At 65.7% G+C, this 22933-nt stretch carries 19 protein-coding genes; 13 read left to right on the plus strand and 6 right to left on the minus strand.

Annotated features, from left to right (window positions below; genetic code table 11):
* The first annotated feature begins 86 nt into the window (after positions 1-86).
* A complete protein-coding gene (prfB, locus tag AC3D24_RS10070; protein ID WP_056051599.1) occupies positions 87-1214 on the plus strand; it encodes a peptide chain release factor 2 in 1128 nt (375 codons plus the stop codon).
* Between the two features lie 23 nt (positions 1215-1237).
* Complete coding sequence (locus AC3D24_RS10075) at positions 1238-1933, plus strand: class I SAM-dependent methyltransferase (protein WP_489033122.1); 696 nt, start codon at positions 1238-1240, stop codon at positions 1931-1933.
* A gap of 185 nt (positions 1934-2118) precedes the next feature.
* Here the strand turns inward: AC3D24_RS10075 and AC3D24_RS10080 are convergent, their stop codons facing one another.
* Positions 2119-2466: a JAB domain-containing protein gene (locus AC3D24_RS10080; RefSeq protein ID WP_489030290.1), complete on the minus strand. Its 348-nt coding sequence runs from the start codon at positions 2464-2466 to the stop codon at positions 2119-2121.
* Between the two features lie 136 nt (positions 2467-2602).
* On the opposite strand from AC3D24_RS10080, the gene AC3D24_RS10085 reads away from it, so the two are divergent.
* The 7 genes from AC3D24_RS10085 (at position 2603) to AC3D24_RS10115 (ending at position 9772) form a co-directional block, all read left to right on the plus strand.
* On the plus strand, positions 2603-3397 hold the full coding sequence (locus AC3D24_RS10085) for a thymidylate synthase (protein WP_489030292.1): 795 nt from the start codon (positions 2603-2605) through the stop codon (positions 3395-3397).
* A 77-nt stretch (positions 3398-3474) separates the two neighbouring features.
* On the plus strand, positions 3475-3993 hold the full coding sequence (locus AC3D24_RS10090) for a hemerythrin domain-containing protein (protein ID WP_489030294.1): 519 nt from the start codon (positions 3475-3477) through the stop codon (positions 3991-3993).
* Positions 3994-4183: 190 nt separating this feature from the next.
* Positions 4184-4648 carry a dihydrofolate reductase gene (locus AC3D24_RS10095; protein ID WP_489030296.1) on the plus strand — a complete coding sequence of 155 codons (465 nt, stop codon included), beginning with the start codon at positions 4184-4186 and terminating at the stop codon, positions 4646-4648.
* A gap of 128 nt (positions 4649-4776) precedes the next feature.
* Complete coding sequence (locus AC3D24_RS10100) at positions 4777-5703, plus strand: bifunctional riboflavin kinase/FAD synthetase (protein WP_489030298.1); 927 nt, start codon at positions 4777-4779, stop codon at positions 5701-5703.
* 176 nt (positions 5704-5879) lie between these two features.
* The gene (locus tag AC3D24_RS10105) at positions 5880-8870 is read left to right on the plus strand and encodes an isoleucine--tRNA ligase (RefSeq protein ID WP_489030300.1); all 2991 of its coding nucleotides are present in this window, start codon (positions 5880-5882) and stop codon (positions 8868-8870) included.
* Complete coding sequence (gene lspA / locus AC3D24_RS10110) at positions 8863-9366, plus strand: signal peptidase II (RefSeq protein WP_121904308.1); 504 nt, start codon at positions 8863-8865, stop codon at positions 9364-9366. The genes AC3D24_RS10105 and lspA overlap by 8 nt, the downstream gene beginning before the upstream one ends.
* Entirely contained in the window at positions 9359-9772 is a 414-nt protein-coding gene (locus AC3D24_RS10115; protein WP_489030302.1) for a DUF3035 domain-containing protein, read from the plus strand. The genes lspA and AC3D24_RS10115 overlap by 8 nt, the downstream gene beginning before the upstream one ends.
* Positions 9773-10091: 319 nt before the next feature.
* On the opposite strand, the gene AC3D24_RS10120 is transcribed toward AC3D24_RS10115, so the two are convergent.
* Entirely contained in the window at positions 10092-10946 is an 855-nt protein-coding gene (locus AC3D24_RS10120; RefSeq protein WP_489030303.1) for a TorF family putative porin, read from the minus strand.
* Positions 10947-11502: 556 nt separating this feature from the next.
* Here AC3D24_RS10120 and AC3D24_RS10125 point away from each other — a divergent pair.
* On the plus strand, positions 11503-12480 hold the full coding sequence (locus AC3D24_RS10125) for a CsgG/HfaB family protein (RefSeq protein ID WP_489030305.1): 978 nt from the start codon (positions 11503-11505) through the stop codon (positions 12478-12480).
* 15 nt (positions 12481-12495) lie between these two features.
* Here the strand turns inward: AC3D24_RS10125 and metC are convergent, their stop codons facing one another.
* The 3 genes from metC to AC3D24_RS10140 are packed head-to-tail and all read right to left on the minus strand — an operon-like array spanning position 12496 to position 16091.
* The gene (gene metC / locus AC3D24_RS10130; RefSeq protein ID WP_489030307.1) at positions 12496-13692 is read right to left on the minus strand and encodes a cystathionine beta-lyase; all 1197 of its coding nucleotides are present in this window, start codon (positions 13690-13692) and stop codon (positions 12496-12498) included.
* Positions 13689-14516, minus strand: coding sequence for a sulfurtransferase (locus AC3D24_RS10135; RefSeq protein WP_489030308.1), 828 nt, complete (start codon positions 14514-14516; stop codon positions 13689-13691). Before AC3D24_RS10135 ends, metC begins: the two co-directional genes overlap by 4 nt.
* A gap of 24 nt (positions 14517-14540) precedes the next feature.
* Positions 14541-16091, minus strand: coding sequence for a cryptochrome/photolyase family protein (locus AC3D24_RS10140; RefSeq protein WP_489030310.1), 1551 nt, complete (start codon positions 16089-16091; stop codon positions 14541-14543).
* Between the two features lie 188 nt (positions 16092-16279).
* Between AC3D24_RS10140 and queF the strand changes: the two genes are divergently transcribed.
* The 3 genes from queF (at position 16280) to AC3D24_RS10155 (ending at position 20502) form a co-directional block, all read left to right on the plus strand.
* Positions 16280-16738 carry a preQ(1) synthase gene (gene queF / locus AC3D24_RS10145; protein ID WP_056489630.1) on the plus strand — a complete coding sequence of 153 codons (459 nt, stop codon included), beginning with the start codon at positions 16280-16282 and terminating at the stop codon, positions 16736-16738.
* 146 nt (positions 16739-16884) lie between these two features.
* Positions 16885-19155 carry a glycosyltransferase family 4 protein gene (locus AC3D24_RS10150; protein WP_489030312.1) on the plus strand — a complete coding sequence of 757 codons (2271 nt, stop codon included), beginning with the start codon at positions 16885-16887 and terminating at the stop codon, positions 19153-19155.
* A 63-nt stretch (positions 19156-19218) separates the two neighbouring features.
* Entirely contained in the window at positions 19219-20502 is a 1284-nt protein-coding gene (locus AC3D24_RS10155) for a glycoside hydrolase family 130 protein (protein ID WP_489030313.1), read from the plus strand.
* Between the two features lie 346 nt (positions 20503-20848).
* Here AC3D24_RS10155 and AC3D24_RS10160 read toward each other — a convergent pair whose 3' ends face one another.
* A complete protein-coding gene (locus AC3D24_RS10160; protein ID WP_489030315.1) occupies positions 20849-22822 on the minus strand; it encodes an OPT family oligopeptide transporter in 1974 nt (657 codons plus the stop codon).
* Between the last annotated feature and the right edge of the window lie 111 nt (positions 22823-22933).

Here is a 22933-nt window from a genome sequence, read left to right on the forward strand (position 1 = left end):
TCCCGGCGCCCGCCGGAGACCCGCCCCGCTCGCGTGGGACGGCGATCCCGGCCTCCGCCGGGACGACGGAATTTTTGGAGAATATCATGCGCGCCGAAGCGCAGGCTCACGTAGACACCATCAACGACGCGCTGGCGCTGCTGCGCCGCTTCCTCGACTGGGACCGCGCGCTGCGTCGTCTCGACGAGCTGAACGCGCGCGTCGAGGATCAGGCGCTCTGGTCCGATCCCAAGGCCGCGCAGGAGGTGATGCGCGAGCGTCGTCGTCTCGACGAGGCGATCAGCGCGACCCGCGCGATCCAGAGCGAGCTGTCGGACACCGCCGAGCTGATCGAGATGGCCGAGGCCGAGGGCGACACCGAGATGGAGGCGGACGGCGTTGCGTCGCTCGCCGAACTCGCCGCGCGTGCCGACAAGGACAAGATCAAGGCGCTGCTGGCGGGCGAGGCCGACGCCAACGACACCTATATCGAGGTCAACGCCGGTGCCGGCGGGACCGAGAGCCAGGACTGGGCGGGCATGCTCAGCCGGATGTATTCGCGCTGGGGCGAGCGCCACGGCCTGAAGGTCGAGCTGGTCGACCAGCATTCGGGTGAGCAGGCGGGGATCAAGTCCGCCACGCTCTTGCTCAAGGGCGAGAACGCGTACGGCTACGCCAAGACCGAGAGCGGCGTGCACCGGCTCGTGCGGATCAGCCCGTACGACTCGGCGGCGCGGCGGCACACGTCGTTCGCCAGCGTCTGGGTGTACCCGGTCGTCGACGACAATATCGAGGTCGAATACAACGAGAGCGACCTGCGCATCGACACCTATCGTGCGTCGGGCGCCGGCGGTCAGCACATCAACACGACCGATTCGGCGGTGCGCATCACGCACATCCCGACGGGGATCGTCGTGCAGTGCCAGAACCAGCGCTCGCAGCACAAGAACAAGGCCGAGGCCTACAACCAGCTCCGCGCGCGTCTGTACGAGCGCGAACTGGCGATCCGCGAGACTGCGGCGAATGCCGAGAACGCGGGCAAGACCGACATCGGCTGGGGCCACCAGATCCGGTCGTACGTGCTTCAGCCGTACCAGATGGTGAAGGACCTGCGCACGGGCGTGGTCTCGACTAGCCCGTCGGACGTGCTCGACGGCGACCTCGAGATGTTCATGGCGGCGGCGCTGTCGCAGCGCGTGACCGGCGAGGCCGTCGAGGTGGAGGACGTCGATTGAAGCTGAAGGGTGCTCTTGCCCTGATGCTGTCGCCGGTGTTCCTGCTCGCAGCGTGTGATGGCAGCAAGCCGCTGATCAAACGCGAGCCGAAGGAGCCGGTGTTCCCCGCTGCGGACCGTCCGGTCGCGTCGATCGTCTCGTCGCGCTGGTCTAACGAAGAAGCGCGCGACCGCCTCAACGAAGCGGGCGAGGTCATGAACAAGGGCGACATCCGCAAGGGCATGACGGTCGCGGATATCGGCGCGGGGGAGGGATATTACACGATCCGCATGGCGGCGCGGGTCGGCAAGGACGGGCGCGTGCTGGCCGAGGACATCGTCGCGAGCGTGCGCGATACGCTGGCGGAGCGCGTCGCGCGCGAGGATCTGGCGAACGTCAGCGTAAAGCTGGGCGAGGCGAACGATCCGAAGCTGCCCGAGGCAAGCTTCGACCGCGTGCTGATGGTGCACATGTATCACGAGATCGAGCAGCCGTACGAGTTCCTGTGGCGGTTGCGGCCGTCGCTGAAGCCCGACGGGCTGGTGGTGGTGGTCGATGCGAACCGCCCGACGCAGAACCACGGCACGCCGCCGGCCTTGCTGAAGTGCGAGTTCGCTGCGGTTGGGTATACGCAGGTCGATATGGACGACATGCCGTCGGCGGGCGGGTATCTGGCGACGTTCCGCGCGACCGGGCCGCGGCCGAAGCCGGAGGCGATCCGGGCTTGCCGGTTGAAGTGAGGCGCGATGTTGGCGTTGGCTTTCGCTTTGGCTCCAAAGCCTAACCCAACCAACTGCACCACCCCGGCGGAGGCCGGGGCCCAGTTGGAAAGTTCGCAGTAACGGCATCCTGCACGTAGTTGGCACGGTCCCCCAACTGGGCCCCGGCCTCCGCCGGGGTGGTATCTCAGGCATGGGCGTTGGAATTAAACCAACCCTATCGCCCTCAGACTCGTCACCTCAGCGCCTGCGATCACCAAGTGATCGAGCAACACCATTTCCAACGTCCGCAACCCTGCCGCCAGTGCCCGCGTAAACGCCACGTCCCGCGCGCTCGGTGCAGCGTCCCCACTCGGATGGTTGTGCGCGATAATCACCCCATGAGCGCCGAACGCCAATGCATCCACCGCGACCGTCCGGATCGAGATCGCCACCTGATCCCGCCCCCCGACTACATGCCGCATTCCGAGAAGCCTCCGATTCGGATCAAGATAGGCGACCGCCACCGTCTCGACCGTGGCATCGCGCAACCCGGCGAACAGCGCGCGAGCCATTGCAAGGTCAGCAATACGAGGAGAAGGCGCGGGCAACGGCGGCACGTATCCGACTGCACCGCCGCGCGGACGGCTGCACGCGCAACAGCCTCCACATCGGCTTGAGCCGCCGCCCCTACGCCGCTACGCCCGAAGCATGCGCCAATATCTAGACCTCATGGACCGCGTGCTCTCGACCGGCGTCGAGACGATGGACCGCACCGGCACCGGCACGCTCAGCGTGTTCGGCGCGCAGATGCGGTTCGACCTCGCACAGGGCTTTCCCGTGCTCACCACCAAGAAGCTCCACCTCCGCTCGATCATCGTCGAGCTCCTGTGGTTCCTGCGCGGCGACACCAACGTGCGCTGGTTGCAGGAGCGCAAGGTCGCGATCTGGGATGAGTGGGCGGACGAGAACGGCGATCTCGGCCCGGTCTACGGCAAGCAGTGGCGCGACTGGGTCGCGGGGGACGGTCGCCACATCGACCAGATCGTCGAGCTGATCGCGCAGATCAAGACGAACCCCGCCTCACGCCGCCAGATCGTCAGCGCATGGAACCCGGGCGACCTGCACGCGATGGCACTCGCGCCGTGCCACTGCCTGTTCCAGACGCACGTCGCGAACGGCAAGCTGTCGCTCCAGCTCTACCAGCGTTCGGGCGACATCTTCCTCGGCGTGCCGTTCAACATCGCCAGCTACGCGCTGCTGACGCACATCCTCGCGCAGCAATGCGGGCTGGAGGTCGGCGAGTTCATCTGGACCGGCGGCGATTGCCACCTCTATTCGAACCATCTGGAGCAGGCACAGCTGCAACTGACGCGCTCGCCGGGACCGCTCCCGCGACTCGAGATTCTCCGGAAGCCGGACTCGATCGACGCGTACGAGTATGAGGATTTCGTCCTCCACGATTACGTCGCGCAGGCTCACATCAAGGCGCCCGTCGCGGTCTGAACAGAGAGCGACCCAGCGGCAGCGCCGCGACCGAATCGCAATAGGAACCCCGGGCAGCGCACGCGGTTCTGATGCGCATGGATATCACACAGCTCATTCTCGACGAACACGCGCAGCAGCGTAACCTCTTTGCGCAGATCGATTCGATCGACGCCAAGGACACCGAGGCGCTGTCGGCGCTCTGGACCCGCCTTAAGAACCTGCTCGACGCGCATGCCGAGGCGGAGGAGCGCTTCTTCTATCCGCGTCTGATGAAGATCGGCACCGGCGGCAACGACGCGGACTCGGCCGCCGAGGAGACCGAGGACGCGATCGAGGATCACAACGACATCCGTGAGACCGGCGAAGCGGTCGACAAACACCCGGTTGGGTCTGACGCGTGGTTCGAAGCGGTCGGCGAGTGCAACAAGGCAAACAGCGATCACTTGGCGGAGGAAGAGCGCCAAGGCCTGACCGATTTCCGCAAGCATGCGACGCTGGAAGAGCGGCATGAACTTGGCGTGCGGTTTGCGGCGTTCGAGGCGAATCATCTGAACGGGGTGAAGGTCGTCGAGAAGGATCCCGAGGCGTATGTGAAGGAACACGCGCCGGAGTGAACCGCGCCACCAGCTTACTACCACCCCGGCGAAGGCCGGGGCCCAATTGGCAAGGCTGGAGTAACGGAGCGCGGCGCTCATCAACGACGTCCCCCAATTGGGCCCCGGCCTTCGCCGGGGTGGAGTTAACGGCGGGATGCCGACAAAGGGAGGCATAGCCCTGCCCCCCTCATTCCGGCATGACCGAAACATGATCACCTTCTACCTCGCCCGCGCCACCAACGGCGTCATTGGTCGCGACGGCCAGCTCCCGTGGCGCATCCCCGCCGACCTCAAGCGCTTCAAGGCGCTGACGATGGGCAAGCCGATGGTGATGGGGCGCAAGACGTTCGAGAGTTTTCCGAGCCCCCTGCCCGGTCGCCGGCATATCGTCCTCACGCGAGGCGACTGGACGGCGGCGGGTGCGGAGGTCGCGCACTCCGTTGAAGAGGCGCTGGCAATGGCGGGCGCCGATGTAGCCGTGATCGGAGGCGCGCAGATCTATGCGCTGTTTCTCCCTTACGCGGATCGTATCGAACTGACCGAAGTGCATGCCGAACCGGAAGGCGACGCCACCGTGCCGGCATTCGAAGGCTGGCGCGAGATCGACCGCGAAGACCATCCGGCCGAAAACGACCGCCCTGCGTATAGCTTCGTCACTCTGACACGACGCTAAGCTTGTTCTCCCGCGAAGGCGGGAGCCCAGGCTGGACTCCCGCCTTCGCGGGAGAACAAGAGAATGCGGGGGGACCAAGGTTACGGAAGGACTATCGCCGTTCGCGACGGCTGGTTACTGAACCGCGCATGCAGCGGCTCGACGGCGGCGCGTCCATTCCTTCGCATCTCGCGGACGGGATCGTCGCGCTGGGTAATTTCGATGGATTCCACCTCGGTCACCAAGCGGTGGTCGCGCGCGCGATCGCGTGGGCGAAGGCCAAGGGCCGACCGGCGCTGGTGGCGACGTTCGATCCGCATCCGGTCCGCCATTTCCGCCCCGACACCACGCCGTTCCGCCTTACCACGCTCGACCAGCGCGAGCGGTTGTTCACCGACGCTGGCGCCGACGCGATGGTGGTGTTCCATTTCGACGGCGATCTCGCCGCGCTGACCGCCGAGCAGTTCATCGCCGACCGCCTCGAACGCAACCTGCGCATCGGCGGCGTGGTGACGGGCGAGGACTTCACCTTCGGTCATGCCAAGAGCGGCAATGTCGACACGCTTGCCGCACGAGGACCGGCCCATGGTTTCCGCGCGGAGACGGTCGGCGCGATCGCACTCGATGGCGAGACGGTGTCCTCCACGCGCATCCGGGAGGCCCTGCGCGCCGGCGACATGGCGACCGCCACGCGCCTTCTCACGCGGCCGTTCGCGATCGAGGGCGTGGTGCAGCACGGCGACAAGCTCGGCCGCACGATCGGCTATCCGACCGCGAACATCGACATGGGGAATTACCTTCGCCCTGCGTACGGGATCTACGCGGTGACTGGGCAACTTGACGATGGCCGCGTGGTGAAGGGCGCCGCCAATCTCGGCATCCGCCCGAGCTTCGATCCGCCGAAGGAATTGCTGGAGCCGTTCTTCTTCGATTTCGCCGAGGACTTGTACGGCCGCCGCATCCAAGTCTCGCTGGTCGAATACCTCCGCCCCGAGGCGAAGTTCGACAGCCTCGAAGCGCTGACGACCCAGATGGATGCCGACTGCGCGCGAGCGCGGATGATATTGGCGCGGTAGCCCCCGCTCACCTTCAATGTCGACTTACACCCCAGTACGTCACCCCAGCGGAAGCTGGGGTATCCCGGTAATGAAGCGCGCCCCTGCCGCACGATACCTCAGCTTTCGCTGGGGTGACGGCAGAAGGGAGAGGGGATGGCAACGTGCGCCCCGCTCGGCTAAGTGCGCCGATACTTATGACCGATACTCCTGCGCCCGCCCGCGATTACCGCGACACCGTCTTCCTGCCGAAGACCGACTTCCCGATGAAGGCGGGCCTCGCCGCCAAGGAGCCGGCGATCCTTGAGCGCTGGGCGAAACTCGGCATCTACGACCGGCTGCGCGAACAGCGGCTCGGGCGCGAGCGGTTCATCCTGCATGATGGTCCGCCGTATGCGAACGGCGACATCCACATGGGCCACGCGATGAACAAGGTGCTGAAGGACATCATCGTCCGCTCGCAGTCGCTGATGGGCAAGGACGCGCCCTATGTGCCCGGCTGGGACTGCCACGGCCTGCCGATCGAGTGGAAGGTCGAGGAAGCGTATCGCGCGAAGAAGCTCAACAAGGACGACGTGCCGGTCGAGCAGTTCCGCGCCGAATGCCGCGCCTATGCCGAGAAATGGGTCGCCGTGCAGAAGGCCGAGTTCGAACGGCTCGGCGTGATGGGCGATTGGGCCGATCCGTATCTGACGATGAAATACGACGCGGAAGCGACGATCGTCGGCGAACTGCTGAAGTTCGCGGAGTCGGGCCAGTTGTACCGCGGCGCCAAGCCGGTGATGTGGTCGCCGGTCGAGAAGACCGCGCTCGCCGAGGCCGAGGTCGAGTATGAGGACATCGTTTCCACGCAGATCGACGTCGCGTTCGAGATCGTGGAAGCCCCGAACGCGCCGGAACTGGTCGGCGCGCATGCGGTGATCTGGACGACGACGCCTTGGACGATCCCGGTGAACCAGGCGCTGAGCTATGGGCCTGAGATTGATTATGTTTTGGTAGCGGACGGCGACCGTCGCTTCCTGATCGCAGACGCGCTGATCGACAGCTTTTTTGCCCGTACCCTCCCCTCCCGTCATCCCGGCGGAGGCCGGGACCCACTTACCAACGGGGGAGACCGCGGTGAGGTGGGCCCCGGCCTCCGCCGGGGTGACGGAGCGGAGGGTGGCGCTGCCATCCTTTGGCGCGGAAAGGGTTCTTCGCTCGCCGACGCAACCGCACGGCACCCGATGCACGCACTCGGCGGGTTCTTCGCGAAGCCGCGTCCGTTCCTCCCCGGCGCGTTCGTCACGACCGACGCGGGCACCGGGCTCGTCCACATGGCGCCGGACCACGGCGAGGACGATTTCGAGCTCTGCAAGCAATACGGCATCGACCCGGTCTTCGCGGTCGACGGTGCGGGGATGTACCGCGCCGACTGGGCGTGGCTCGGCGGCCAGGGCAGCGTCATCAACAAGAAGTTCGTGAGCGCCGACGGCCCGATCTGCACCGACCTGCGCGAGGTCGGCGGATTGCTCGCGGCGAGCGATGACTTCAAGCACAGCTATCCGCATTCGTGGCGCTCGAAGGCGAAAGTGATCTTCCGCGCGACCCCGCAATGGTTCATCCCGATGGACTCTTCTTCTTCCCCCCTCCCGCAGGCGGGAGGGGCCGGGGGTGGGCACGCGCTCTCGACCGGTGCTGCCGGGGATGGCGCGAGCCCACCCCCCGGCCCCCTCCCGCAAGCGGGCGGGGGAGCAGAAAGCTCGAACGGCGCCACGCTCCGCGAAATCGCACTCGACGCGATCGCCGCCACCACCTGGATCCCCGCGCGCTCCGAAAACCGGATCACGTCGATGGTCCAGGGCCGCCCCGACTGGGTGATCAGCCGCCAGCGCGCCTGGGGCGTGCCGATCGCGCTGTTCGTCGACCGCGCCACCGGCCAGTACCTCAACGACCCCGCCGTCAATGCGCGGATCGTCGAAGCCTTCCGCGAGAACGGCGCGGATGCGTGGTATGCCGACGGCCACCAGGCGCTGCTCGGCCCCGGCTACGACCTCGCCGACTATGAGGTCGTGAAGGACATCCTCGACGTCTGGTTCGACTCCGGCTGCACGCACGTCTTCACCGTTGAGGCGCGCTACGGCGAAGGCACCCGCGCCAACCTGTATCTCGAAGGCTCGGACCAGCATCGCGGCTGGTTCCAGTCTTCGCTGCTCGAAAGCTGCGGCACACGCGGTCGTGCGCCCTATGACGCGGTCCTGACGCACGGCTTCGCGCTCGACGGCCAGGGCCGGAAGATGTCGAAGTCGCTCGGCAACGTCGTCGATCCGCTCAAGATCATCGGCGAGTCCGGCGCGGACATCCTGCGCATGTGGGTCGCCTCGACCGACTATTTCGACGACGTGAAGATCGGCAAGGAGGTGCTCGCCACCGCCTCCGACGCATACCGGAAGCTGCGCAACACGTTCCGCTACATGCTCGGCGCACTCGAGGGCTTCGAGGAGTCGGAGCGCGTCGCGGTGTCCGACATGCCCGAGCTCGAGCGCTACGTGCTCCACCGCCTCGGCATGATCGACACCGAACTGCGCCAGGCGGCCGAGGCGTACGAGTTCAACCGTTACACGCGCCTGCTGACGGACTTCGCAAACGAGGACCTGTCCGCGTTCTTCTTCGATATCCGCAAGGATTCGCTCTATTGCGACGCGCCGAGCGACATCAAGCGCCGGTCATACCGTACCGTCCTCGACGTGCTGTTCCACGCGCTGGTCCGCTACGCCGCACCGGTGCTGTGCTTCACCGCGGAAGAAGTGTGGCAGTCGCGCTTCCCCAACGACGACAGCTCGGTACACTATCTCGAATGGCCGTCGCTGCCAGAGGTGGAGGACGGCGTCGATGTCGGGAAGAAGTGGACGCAAATCCGTGCACTTCGCGAAACGGTTACCGAAGCGATCGAACCCATGCGTCGCGAAAAGACCGTGCGTTCGAGTTTGGAGGCAGAGGTCACGATCCGATCGATGTCGCCTCTCGCGCCGACTGAAGCTGCGGAACTGGCCGAAGCGTTCATCGTCGCCAAGGTCACCCCCGGCAACGCGGTCACCGTAACCCGCACCGACTTTCACAAATGCGGCCGCTGCTGGCGTCACCTCCCCGAGGTGAAGGTCGATGGCGATCTCTGCGACCGGTGCGACGAGGTGGTGGCCGATGCGTAACCTGCCAAAGGCCGGGTTCGGCGCGGCGATCGCGCTGTTCCTCGCCGACCAGCTCAGCAAATGGGCGGTGACCAAGCCGCTCGGGATCGACTCGCTTGGCGATTCGCAGACGATCACCTCGTTCTTCGACCTGCGCTTCGTGCCCAATATCGGCATCTCCCTCGGGCTGCTTCCCGCCGACGGCCACCTGACCCGCTGGGCGCTGGTGCTGCTCACCGGCGCGATCGCGGTCGGCGTCGCGGTGTGGATGACGCGCGAGAAGAACCCCGCCGACCAGGTAGCGCTGGGCTTCGTGCTCGGCGGGGCGATCGGCAATATCCTCGATCGGATCCGGCTCGGCTACGTCGTCGATTTCGCCGACCTGCATATCGGCGAGTGGCGTCCGTTTTTGGTCTTCAATGTCGCCGATGCAGCGATTACTGTCGGCGTGCTCGTCCTGCTTGTTCGGGCGCTCCTCGTGCGCGAGAAGCCCCCTGTGGAGAATTCCCATGCGTAAGTTCGTACCCCTGGCCGCCGGCCTCACCTGCGTCGCGCTGCTCTCGGGTTGCGGTGCAGGCCGAAGCCTAGACCGCGCACGTCCGGACGAGTTCGCCGTGGCGCGCCAAGCCCCGCTCGTGATCCCGCCCGACTTCGCGCTGGTCCCGCCTCAGCCGGGTGCTGCCCGCCCGCAGGATACCGCCGCCAACGCCCAGACGCTCGACGCGCTGTTCGGCGGCGTCGCTGCCCGTAGCCCTGCGGAATCCGGTGTCGTTGCCGATGCGGGCGCCGACAACGACGATCCGGGCATCCGGTCGAGCGTGGGCGATCCCGGTACGACGGTCGTCGACAAGGGCTCGACGACGCGCGACATCGTCGCGGCGCCAGAGGGCGATGGCCAGGACGCAAAGACTACCGCGAACTGATCGAGTCCTAGCGGCTGACGAAAAAGGGCGGCTTCTCGCGGGGCCGCCCTTTTTCGTGTCTGCCTGCCCAGCCCGTCATCCCCGCGGAAGCTGGGATTTTGTCGTATGGCGAACGTCGCCCGCCTCGAGAGATACCCCAGCTTTCGCTGGGGTGACGGCTTGGGGATGGGAGATGCGGCAACCTCGACGCGCCCTTCCTTGTTCTCCCGCGAAGGCGGGAGCCCAGTCTGGGTCCCCGCCTTCGCGGGGAAACAACCCTTGGTAGCGCCGTCCTCTCCCTCCCTTTGTCGGTGAAAGGTAGGGGGAGGACGGTTTCAGTTCAGAACGCCGCGGTCAGCGACACCAGTACCTTGCCGTTGGCGATCGAGCCATTGCCGTCCTGCCCGCGGCTGAAGCTTGGCTGCAGATAGGCCGACTCGCCCTTGCCGATGTCCGTGTCGACATAGGCCACGCCGAGCGTCAGCGGGGTCGTCGGGATCACGTAGTCCGCGCCGAACAGCCAGTCGAAATACTCGCCGGTCGGCGACACGCTGGTCGCGAACGGTCCGAGACCCTTGTTGCCGTTCGAATAGCCGACATGCGCCTTCACCGTCAGCCCGGTGTTGGGGATCCCGCTGCTGACGTCGCCCCAGAGATAGAGGTTGTCGTCCTTCGCGTTTACTCGGTCGTACACCCCGGCCGCCGCAGACGCACCGTTGGTATACCACGGCCCCAGTGCCTGCTGCTTGGGCGCATAGGCGACACCGGCGAGCAACGCGACCGGGCCGACGGTGCCCGACAGCTTGGCATAGGGCTCGATGAAGTCGGTATTGTCGAAGCCGCTCGGGTACATGTACCACGTCGCGCCCACGTCGAGCGCACCGCCGCCGACCGGCACCTTGAAGCCCGCGATCAGATCGAGCTCCATGTTGGCGCCGCCGAACGTGCCCCAGCCGGCGAGATTCGAACCCCAGGTGCCGATATACAGCCCGCTTTCATGCGCGATGGTGATGCCGCCCTGCACGGCGAGGTTCTCGTCCGACTGCGACACGCCGCGAAAGCGATAGTCGCTGACGAGCCCGACCGAACCGGTGACGGTGATCGGCTTGGGTGGCGCGGTAGCCTCGTCCTGAGCGAACGCTGGCGTGGCGGCCGCAAGTGCAATGCCGCCGAGAAGAATAGTGGTGAAGCGCATCGTTTCCCTTTCGATACCGGAAGTCGATGTCCGCCCTGCATCCGTGGACGCCGCATCTTTAGGGGCGAACCCCAGCGCGGTCTTTCCGACGGTGACACCGCGATGACAGCGCCGGTTGCAGTGCACAAGCGAATCTTGCGTACAACCGGGCGTTGACAGCACGCATGTTGCGCAAGCGCAACAGTGTCGGGTGATCGCTCCACGGTCACTCTCCACCGGTCCGGCATCACATCGCCGCGAATGGACTCCGATCCGAACGTCCTGGAATGGGCCACCGGTCGGTTTAGCAGCCGCCACGTGCCGATCCCGACCTCGCTATGGCCTAGTAAAGGTCTTTCAAGCGAAGACGTTGAGCGGCTTGCACAAGATAGTCGCCTCCCCTTCCCTGTTATGTCACAATCCCGCGCGATATCCTGCACTTCGCGAAGACATCCTATGTCTTTGCGAAGCAGATGACTTTCGACCGCCACGCGCTTAACGATAGTGGTAAGACGAGATCAATATGCACCCACGCGAGCCAAGCGATCGGTACAGTGATGAACGGGGAGAGATAATCGTGCTTAGAATCAAGACGATGACGATGGCCGTAGTGTCGATAGCGACCATTTTGGCGATCCATCCTGCGTCAGCGCAACGACTTGCCAGACCATCGGGTACGCAGAAGACGCAGGACGCGACGATGGCCGACGTACCACGTTGCGCGCGCAAACTCGGTACGGTGTCGGTAATGGACGGCGACGATCCCTCGGCCTGGACGCAGTTCCAGCTGTCCGGCCCGCAAAAGCTGATCAAGGTGCTGGTGCAGCGATCCGGCTGCTTCAATCTGGTCGATCGCGGTTCGGGCCTCAGCGCGGCGCAACGCGAGCGCGACATCGGTGGCGAACTCGGCCTGCAACGCCGCTCGAACGTCGGCCAGGGCCAGATCAAGGCCGCGGACTATGTCCTGATCGCCGAAGTCCAGGCGTCGAACCGCAATTCGGGCGGCAGCGGTGTCGCTGGCGGCATCGGCGGCTTGCTCGGTGGTCGCGCGGTCGGCGGCCTGCTGGGCGGCATCGGCAGCAAGAAGATGGAGGCCAACACCGTCTTGTCTCTCACCAACGTCCGCACCACCGAGACGATCTCGACCGTCGACGGCTATGCGGCAAAGAACAGCCTGAGCTTCGCGGCGGGTGGCGGTGGCTTCTTCGGCGGCGGCGCGGCGGGCGCGGTCGGCGGCGGCTACGACAATACCGACATCGGACGGATCGTCACGCTCGCCTTCATCCAGGCGTACAGCAAGATGGTGACCGAACTCGGCCTGGTGCAGCCCGGCGACATCGGTACGGCGCAGGCCGCACCCAAGAAGACCTTCACCGCGCAGGGGCCCGTCGCGATGCGCGCCGCCGCCTCGGCATCGGGCAAGATCGTCCGCACCCTGCCACCGGGCTCGATCGTCTACCCGACCGGACCGCAGAACGGCCTGTGGTGGGAGATCGCCGACGAGAACGACAATGTCGGCTGGGTGTTGAATACCAAGCTCGCGCCGTCGCAATGAGGCAGGATCCGCCGCCTATCCCTTGGCGGCGGTAAAGGCGGCGAGCCCGGCTTCGAGATCGGCGATCAGGTCGACGGGGTCTTCGAGGCCGATCTGGAGGCGGACCATCGGGCCTGCGGCGTCGCGCTGCGTCACGCTGCGATAGCGCTGCGGGTCGGCGGGGATGGCGAGGCTTTCGAAACCGCCCCAGCTATAGCCTATGCCGAACAACTGGAGCGCGTCGATCAGCGCGGCGCGGGCGGTTTCGTCACCCCCGTTGAGGACGAACGAGAACAGGCCGCTGGAGCCCTTGAAGTCGCGCACGAACAGGTCGTGGCCGGGGCAATCGGGGAGCGCAGGGTGCAGCACCTGCGCGACTTCGGGGCGCGATTTGAGCCAGTTCGCGATGGTCAGCGCACTCGACTGGTGCTGTGCGAGGCGGACCGCCATCGTGCGCAGGCCGCGGCTGCCGAGCCAGCAATCGTCGGGGCTGGCGACTTGGCCGAGCTGAAAACTGGTCTCGCGCAGTTTCTTGAAATGGCCGGGCGCAGCGGTGACCGAGCCGAGCATGACGTCCGAATGGCCGACGACGTACTTCGTGCCGGCGAGGATCGTCAGGTCGACGCCGCGCTCGATCGCGGGAAAGAACAGCGGAGTCGCCCAGGTGTTGTCGAGCAGGGTAGTCACCCCCCTCGCCTTCGCGGCGGCGACGATCGCGGGAACGTCCTGCACCTCGAAGCTGAGCGATCCGGGGCTTTCCATGAAGATCGCCCGCGTCTTCTCGCTGATCAGGTCGGCGATGCCCGCGCCGATCATCGGGTCGTAATAGCGCGTCGTGATCCCGAACCGCTTGAGCAAGCCGCCCGCCATCCCGCGCGTCGGGTCATAGGCGCTGTCGACCAGCAGCAGCTCGTCGCCGGGGGACAGCACCGACAGCAACGCCGCCGCGATCGCCGCGACGCCCGAGCAATACAGGAAAGTTCCCTCCGCCCCGGGCTCTAGCGACGTCAGCGCGTCGGCGAGGCTCCACTGCGTCGGCGTGCCCTTGCGCCCGTAGAACAGCCGGTGATGCGTATCGCGGGTGGCGCTTTCGCGGAGATGCCCAACCGAATCGTACAGGATCGTCGAGGCGCGCCAGACCGGTGGGCTGACAATGCCCTGAGTCCATTCCGGGCGACGTCCGGCGAGGACGACCTTGGTCGCGTCGCCGACCGGCTTGTTCGTGTCGCTCATACGGTTGTTGCTTTCGGTGTGGACGGATCGCCACCCCATTCGGACCAGCTGCCGTCGTACAGCGCCGCGTCGTTGCCGAGCAGGTGTGCGCCGAACGCGAGCACCGAGGCGGTGATGCCGGAGCCGCAGGTCATCACGATCGGCTTCGACAGGTCGATGCCCGCCTTGTCGAACTCGGCCTTCAGCGCGTCGCCGGTCTTCCACGTGCCGTCGGCGTTGAACACCGCGCCCTGCGGCAGGTTCTTCGAGCCCGGGATATGCCCCGGCGCAGTGCCCGGCCGCGGGTCTTCTTCCGCGCCGGTGAAGCGCGTCGCGGACCGCGCGTCGAGCACCTGCTCCGCGCCGCTCGCGACATTCGCCTTCATCTGGTCGAGATCGCGCACGCCCTTCAGGTCCGCCCAGGTTGTGAAGTGGCGATGCCGTGGCGTCTCCTTCCCCGTCACTATCTCGCGTCCCTCAGCCTGCCACTTGGCGAACCCGCCATCGAGGATCGCCACGTTGTGCGCGCCGAACAGCCGCAGCAACCACCACGCGCGCGCCGCCGTGTGCCAGGGGGAGCTGTCGTACAGCACGATCCGGCTGCCATCACCCAGCCCCAGCGTCTGCATCCGGCTCGCGAATTTCTCCGCCGACGGCAGCGTGTTGGGCAGGTCGCTGTCGGTATCGCGCAGCTCGCTGAGGTTCATGAACACCGCACCGGGGATATGCGCCGCTTCATACTCCGCCGCCGCATCGCGCCCTTCCGCGTAGGTCGCGTCGACGATCCTGAGATCGCTCGCGCCCAGTTCGTTCGCCAGCCATTCGGTGCTTACCAACGCGTCCATATGCCGCTCCTTGTGCTCGGTCGGTCAGTAGCCAGCCGGGCCGCTCGCGTCGAGGGAGGCGAGGAACCCGGCCGCCTGAGCCCGCGTCGCCTCGCGGTCCGCCTCGGACTGTTTCGCCCAGTTGCGATACGGCATCGCCAGCCGGTTGTTGCGCCCGAGCTTGTCCTCGTGCCGCGCGAGGAAATCCCAGTACAGCGCGTTGAACGGGCACGCATCCGGCCCGATCCGCTGCTTCACGTTATACCGGCAGGTCCCGCAATAATCGGACATCCGGTCGATATACGCGCCCGACGAGATATACGGCTTCGAGCCCAACAAGCCGCCATCGCCGAACTGGCTCATCCCCAGCGTATTGGGCAGCTCGACCCATTCGTAGGCGTCGACATACACCTCGAGATACCAGAGGTGCACCTTGGCCGGATCAGCGCCGATCAGCAGCGCGAAATTGCCCGTCATCATCAACCGCTGGATGTGGTGCGCGTGCGCGGTCTCCAGCGTCTGGCCGATCGCCTCGCGCAGGCAATGCATGTCGGTCTCGCCGGTCCAGTACCAGCCGGGCAGCTGGCGGTGGTGATCGAGAAAGTTGCGCTCGACGTAATCCGGTCCCTCGCGCCAGTAGATCCCGCGCATATACTCCCGCCAGCCGATGATCTGGCGGATATACCCCTCGACCGCGTTGAGCGGCGCACGACCGGCGCGATATTCCGCCTCCGCGCGCCGGCACAGGTCGAGCGGATCGAGCAGCCCCGAATTGATGTAAGGCGACAGGATCGAGTGCCACAGATGCCGCTCGCCGGTGAGCATGGCATCCTCATAGTCGCCGAACTGCGCGAGGGCATGCTTGAAGAAGTTCGCCGCCTGTCGCTCCGCATCCTGCGCGGTCACGGCGTATTCGAACCCGTCGAGACTCCCCGGATGATCCGCGAACCGCTCAGCCACCAGCGCCAGCACACCTTGCGTAATCGCATCCGGCGCGAAGACCAGCGGGCGCGGCATCAGCAGGTCGTTCTTGGCGGGCTTGCGGTTCTCCTTGTCGAAGTTCCAGCGATCGCCCTCGGGCTTGCCGGCGGTCATCAACAGCCCGGTACGCGTCCGCATCTGACGGTAGAACCACTCCATCGTCAGCGTTTTCCGCTCCGCCGCCCAGGTCTCGAAATCGGCATGGCTGGCGAGGAAGCGATCGTCGCTGCGGATCTCGACGGGGATGCCGAACAGCGTCTCCCAGCTTTCGAGCATCGCCATCACCCGCCATTCGCCGCCCTCGGTGACGACGATCCGCTCGGGGTCATGCCGCTCGACCGCCCGCGCGATCTCGCCGGTGAAGCTGCCCGCATTGTCGGGGTCGTCGAGCTGCGTATACTCGACCGTCCACCCGGCCTCGCGCAGCGTCTCGGCATGGTGCCGCATCGCCGAGAGAATATACGCGATCTTGCGCTTGTGGTGGCGAACGTAGGTCGTCTCCTCGTCGACCTCCATCATCAGAACTACGGTCGTCGCAGGATCGCAATCGCGCAGCGAGGCGATGTCGATCGTGAGTTGGTCACCGAGGATCGGCACGAGTGCGGTCGTCGTCATTGCTCAAACCTCTTCGTCACCCCGGACTTGTTCCGGGGTCCACAGTTCCGCATGTTCGCCGCCCGTAGAGTCCGCGGACGGGTGGATGCCGGAACAAGGCTCTGCTGAGCGCAGCCGAAGGGCCCGGCATGACGGAGGAAAGCATCACCCACTTTGCGGCATTCGAATCGCATCCTACATGGCGGCACATGACCGCTCCCCAGAACCCATTGCATCTCGGCCAGAACAGCGCCCTCCCCGCCTCTCCAGAAGAGGCCGTGCTCGATTATGTTCCGAACCCGCGGCCGGGCCGGACGTATCTCGTGCGGTTCGCGGCGCCCGAGTTCACCTCGCTGTGCCCCGTCACCGGCCAGCCCGACTTCGCGCACCTCGTCATCGACTATGTCCCCGGCGAGACGATCGTCGAATCCAAGTCGCTGAAACTCTTCCTGAGCAGCTTCCGCAACCATGCCGGGTTCCACGAGGATTGCACCGTCGGCATCGGCGAGCGCCTGTTCGACGAGATGAAACCGGTGTGGCTGCGGATCGGCGGCTATTGGTATCCGCGCGGCGGAATCCCGATCGACGTGTTCTGGCAATCGAGTGCACCGCCGCACGATCTGTGGCTGCCTGATCAGGGAGTCGCCCCCTATCGCGGCCGCGGATGAGGCACTGGAAATATCGATTTGATTTAGATTGATTCTATTCCCGTGCTGCACTGCAGTATGTCATGAAACTTTATGCTACCTGAACCGTTCAAATGGATGCGCGACCGGGTTCTCCCAGAAGTGCGCGCTCAAACGAGGGATAGGGTATGGTGAAACCGGCGGACGGTGGGAATATCGCGCGACTGGCGCTGATCGGTAATTTCCTGCCGAGACAGTGTGGCATCGCCACCTTCACGACCGACGTTTTCACGGCCATGCGCGCGCGCTTCCCCGAGATCGCGGTCGACGTCTACGCGATGGACGATCACCCCGGCAAATACGACTACCCGGCGGAAGTCACCGGCACGATCCCCGAGACCGAGCTGTCGGCCTACATCAACACCGCGCGGAAGATCGAGGCCAGTGGTGCGCAGGCGATCTGGCTCCAGCACGAATACGGCATCTTTGGCGGCCCCGCTGGAGAGCATATCCTTGCGCTGCTCGATCGCACCACTCTGCCCGTCATCGTCACGCTGCACACGATCCTCGAAAAACCCAACGCCGATGAGCGCCGTGTGCTCGAAGGCCTGTTGCGTCGCGCTGCCCGCGTGGTGGTGATGGCCGAGCGTGGCCGTGATATCCTCCAGCGCGTCTATGGCGCCAATTCGCGCCAGATCGTCATGATCCCGCACGGCGTGCCCGATCGCGACCTGCTCGATCCCGCCGTGCTGAAGGACAAGTTCGGCTGGGAAGGCCGGAAGGTCATGCTGACGTTCGGCCTGCTCGCCCCCAACAAGGGGATCGAGACGGTCATCAACGCACTGCCCGCGGTGATCGCGAAGCATCCCGACCTGCTGTACGTCGTGCTCGGCGCGACCCACCCGAACCTCGTCGCGTACGAGGGCGAGAAGTACCGCGACAAGCTGAAGGCGCTCGCCGCCGAGAAGGGTGTTGCCGGCAATATCGCGTTCGTCGATGCGTTTCTCGAGCATGGCGAACTGCTCGATTATCTCCAGGCGGCGGACGTCTATGTGACGCCGTACACCAACCCCGCGCAGATCACGTCGGGCACGCTCAGCTACGCGATCGGCGTCGGCAAGCCCGTCATATCGACGCCCTATGTCCATGCGACCGAGATCCTCGCGGATGGCCACGGCGTGCTCGTTCCGTTCGGCGATGTCGACGCGTTCGCGCGCGAAATCGACGCGCTGATGTCGAACGACCGCGATCGTAATCGTCTGGCCGAGCGTGCCTATGCGCGCGGCCGCACGATGATCTGGCCGAAGCTCGCCGAGGCGATGATGACGGAGATCCGTGCGATCGTGGCGGCGCGCCCTTTTCGCCTCGCCAAGATCCAGACGCCACTCAAGCCGCTGATCCCTGATTTCGCGGCGGTCGAGCGGATGAGCGATTCGACCGGCATGCTCCAGCATTCGATCTATTCGATTCCCGATCGTCGCCATGGTTACTGCATCGACGATAACTGCCGCGCGCTGATGCTGATGAGCGCGCTGCCCGATCTAGACGACGTCACCCGCGACAAGTGGATGACGATCTACGCGTCGTTCGTGCAGTATGCCTGGAACCCGGACACGCGCCGCTTCCGCAACTTCATGAACTTCGATCGCACCTGGTGCGAGGATTCGGGCTCGGAAGATTCGAACGGCCGTACGCTCTGGTCGCTTGGTGTGACCGCGCGCGATGCACAGGCTGCCAAGCACCGCGACTGGGCGACCGCGATGTTCGATTCGACCGCGTCGATGGCGCTCGAACTCGGCTCGTTGCGCGCGCAGGCGTTTGCGATGCTCGGCGCGGCGGCGATGCTGGAGGCCAAGCCCGGCCACCAATTGTCGCTCTCGATCCTGGAGGCCTTCCCCAAGGTCCATCTCGATCTCCTGGCGAAAGCACGGCGTCCCGAGTGGCAGTGGTTCGAGATCGTGCTCGCCTATGACAATACGCGCCTTCCGCAGGCGCTGATCCGTGCGGGCCAGGCGCTCGGACGCCAGGACCTGATCGACTGCGGCCTCGCCACGCTGGACTGGATCGTCGCCAAGCAGACCTCGCCGGAGGGTCGCTTCCGTGCGGTCGGGTCGGAGAGCTTCAACCGGCCCTATGCCGATCCGCTGCAGTTCGACCAGCAACCTCTGGAGGCACAGGCCACCGTCGACGCGTGCGCCGCGGCGTTCGAGGCGACCGGCGACATGCGGTGGCATGACGAAGCGCAGCGCGCCTATGGCTGGTTTCTCGGCGCGAACGACCTCGACCTGCCGCTCGCCAGTGTCGCGGATGGCGGCTGTTACGACGGTTTGATGCCGACCGGATTGAACCGAAACCAGGGCGCGGAGTCGATTTTGGCACTGCAACTCGCAAGTTGTGCCATTTCGGGGGTATCAAAAGCAGCGCAAAGCGTGGCAGGAGCGACCCGCGTCGTCGCCTAGTTCGCTAGCGACAGCCTCACAGGCGACGGTGCGCTGAGTGGAACGACGCGGGGCACTGCTACGATGGATCTGTTCAACCACCAGCTGCGGCTGCACGCGGACCCTTCGCGTGTCGTCGTGCGGCCGTTCCACATCGCCTGGGGCGGTCATGGCGGCGCACCGAGCCGCACCGAGCGGCTCGTCGGCGAAGTGCTGGAGATGTCACCCGCGCAGGCGCGTGCCCAGCTCGAGGTCGTGCTGAAGGATTTCGAGGCACGCCATTGGCAGACGCGGCGCGTGTTCATGACGCGCTACGACCAGATCGAGGACATGCTCGGGCTGAACGGGTCGGAGATCGGAGACGAGAAGCGCCAGCTGATCGGCGCGTATTTCTGCCACGAATACAGCTATGCCGCCGCCGCGCTGATGAACCCCAGCGCGGTGCCGCATTTCGACCAGTCGGGCATGCCGCCGGGCTCGATGCGGATCCTGATGAGCCTGCGCGCGGTCGGCGAGGGCCACATCTCGTCCGTCGCCTTCCGCGAGGGCATCATCACCTGCGAAAACCAGATGAAGCTCGCGCCGGAACCCCCGTTCGCGACCGCGACCGACGCGGTCGGCAGCGGCGAGGACGAGATGCCGATCGGCCCCGTCACCGTCTATCGCCACCGCGACAGCACGCTGAACGGCACGGTGATCTTCCCGATCACGCAGGCGCAGTCGAAGGGCCTCGAGGATCTCCGCATCGTCCGCTTCCAGCACGAGGACGGCGATTACGAGTGGATCGGCACCTACACCGCGTATAACGGCTCGGTGATCCAGTCCGAGCTGATGCGCACCCGCGATTTCCGCGCGTTCGACCTCGTGCCGATGACCGGCCCCGCCGCGCGCAACAAGGGCATGGCCTTGTTCCCGCGGAAGGTGAACGGCCAGTACATGATGATCGGCCGGCAGGACGGCGAGAATTTGTTCCTGCTCAAGTCGGACACGCTGACCGACTGGGACGACGGCGAGAAGATCCTGACGCCCGAATATCCGTGGGAGCTGGTGCAGATCGGCAATTGCGGCCCGCCGATCGAACTCGACGAGGGTTGGCTGCTGCTGACGCACGGCGTCGGCGCGATGCGCAAATACTCGATCGGTGCGGTGCTGCTCGACAAGGACGATCCGTCGAAGGTGATCGGCCGGACGAGCCAGCCGATTTTGGCAGCGAAGGACCAGGACCGCGAGGGGTATGTGCCCAACGTCGTCTACAGCTGTGGCGCGTTGAAGCATGGCGACACGATCTTCATGCCGTACGGGATCGCGGACAGCTCGGTGGGCTTCGCGTTCGTGCCGATCAAGGACATGCTTGCGGCGATGAAGTGAAGGGGGCGTCCCACGGACGCCATCCTTCTCCCACGTGTAAGCACCACCCCGGCGAAGGCCGGGGCCCAATTGGGGGACGCAGATAACGGCGAGCAGCGCTCCGTTACGACCACCTTTCCAATTGGGCCCCGGCCTCCGCCGGGGTGGTGGAATGGGTCAAGGTCCCAACCCAATCTTGTTTCCCCGCAAAGGCGGGAGCCCAGTCTGGATCCCCGCCTTCGCGGGGAAACAAACTTGCTTCTCCGTCACCCCGGGCTTGTTCCGGGGTCCACCCGTCCCGGTACTCGATAGCTTGAGAGTCCGCGGAACCGTGGATGCCGGAACGAGCCCGGCATGACGAATGCAATTACCGCGAAGCCGCCATCGTCCGCCGGTACATCACCCAAGTCAGCACCGCGAACAACAGCGTCCCACCAACCAGCGCCACACTCGCAAACCCATCCCCAACAAGCGCCAGCGGCGTCTCCTTGTTGGTGAGGTAGACGATCCCCGCAAAGCCAACGCCCCACAGCGACTCGCCGACGATCATCCCGGTAGCCGTCAGCACACCCATCCGCTTGGCCAGTTCCGGATCCCGAGCCCGGTCCGCCCAACGATCATACGCAAACCCCACGACCGCTCCGATCGTCACCGGCAACGTCACAGACATCGGCAGATACACGCCGAGCCCAACGCCCAGAGGCGGCAACCGCAGCTTCCCCGCCTTGCCGAGCAACTCGTCGACCGCGATCACGACCACGCCGGTAAGCGCCCCATAGCCGATCATCGCCCAGTTGAGATTGCCCCCCAGCACGCCCTTCGCCAGCGCCGAGATCAACGCCGCCTGAGGCGCCGCCAGCGCATTCGGCCCCGCCCCCGGCGCGCCCGCAAACCCCAGCGTGCTCCCGAGCAGGTTCAGCACCGGCGGCACCACGATCGACCCGAACACCACGCCGATCAGCAACGCGACCTGTTGCTTCCACGGCGTCGCACCGACCAGCTGCCCCGTCTTCAGATCCTGCAGATTGTCGTTCGAGATCGTCGCGATGCCGAACACGATGCCCGTCACGATCAATCCGTAGGCGACCAGAGCCTGCGTCGTACCCGGCTCGACCGCGCGACCGAACCACGACACCAACAGGATCGACGCCGCGAGAATGGCGAGGATGCCGATCCCCGATACCGGCGAGTTCGACGCACCGATCAGCCCCGCCATGTACCCGCAGACCGCCGCGATCACGAGCCCGATGACGAGGATGAACACGAGGCTCCCCGCGATCAGCCCGATCGCCGACGCCTCCAGCGGCCCACCCTGCAACACGGTCCAGAGCAGGATGCCGATCGGCACCAGCATCGCCAGCGAGCCGATCCCGACGATCCCGATCGGAATGTCGCGCTCTTCCAGCGCCAACACTTCGCCGCCGCGCTTGGCCGCCGAAGCCGCCAACGCCGAGCGCACGCCGCCGACGACGGGTCCGGCAATCTTCAGCAACGTCCAGATCGCCGCGACGCCAATCACGCCCGCGCCGAAGAAGCGGACGTCCGAGCGGAACACGGTGTTGGCGATCACCTCAGCTGTCCCCGTAACGCTGCCACTCGACGTCAGGATCGGCAGCAGGATCCACCAGCCGATCACCACGCCCGCGAACATGGCCATACCGACCGAGATGCCGACCAGATGCCCTGCGCCTAGCAGCGCGAACGACAGCCCGCCCGAGATCCCGGTCGCGCCCGCACCGACGCGGAACCACGTCGCGGCCTCGGCGGCGGCGAGCTTGGTCTGCGTCAGAATCGCGAACCCGGCCGAGACGACCGCATTGACGACGATGATGCCGAGGCCGCGCGCGCTCTCCTCGCCGCCTTCGCGGCTGCCCGCGCCGACCTTCAGCACCTCGGCGGCCGCGCGGCCCTCCGGATATGGCAGCACGGTGTCGACGACGAGCGCGCGGCGCAGCGGCACCGAGAACAGGACGCCGAGCACGCCGCCGAACATCGTGATCGCCGCGGTGGTGAAGAACGGAAAGCCCTGCCACCAGCCGATCATCACGAGGCCGGGCAACACGAAAATAATCGCCGCCAGCGTCCCCGCAGCGGACGCGATCGTCTGGACGATGTTGTTCTCGAGGATCGTCGAATCCTTGAACAACCGCAGCACCGCCATCGAGATCACCGCGGCCGGGATCGACGTCGCGAACGTCAGCCCGATCTTGAGCCCGAGGTACACGTTGGCAGCAGTGAACAGCAACGTGATGATCCCGCCGAGCACGATCCCGCGAAACGTAAGCTCGCGCATGCTGGTCTCGGGGCCCGTGTCGGTTACGCCCCGCGTTGCTTCGGTCATCTGGAGTGTCCTGAAAATTCAGGTTCCCGAATGCCGCGTAAGCTGTTGGAGCGCAACTACCGCCGCCGCCCGTCGTGCCGGGCTCATTCCGGCATCCACCGTTCCGCATGA

The organism is Sphingomonas sp. SL1004 (assembly GCF_057815015.1).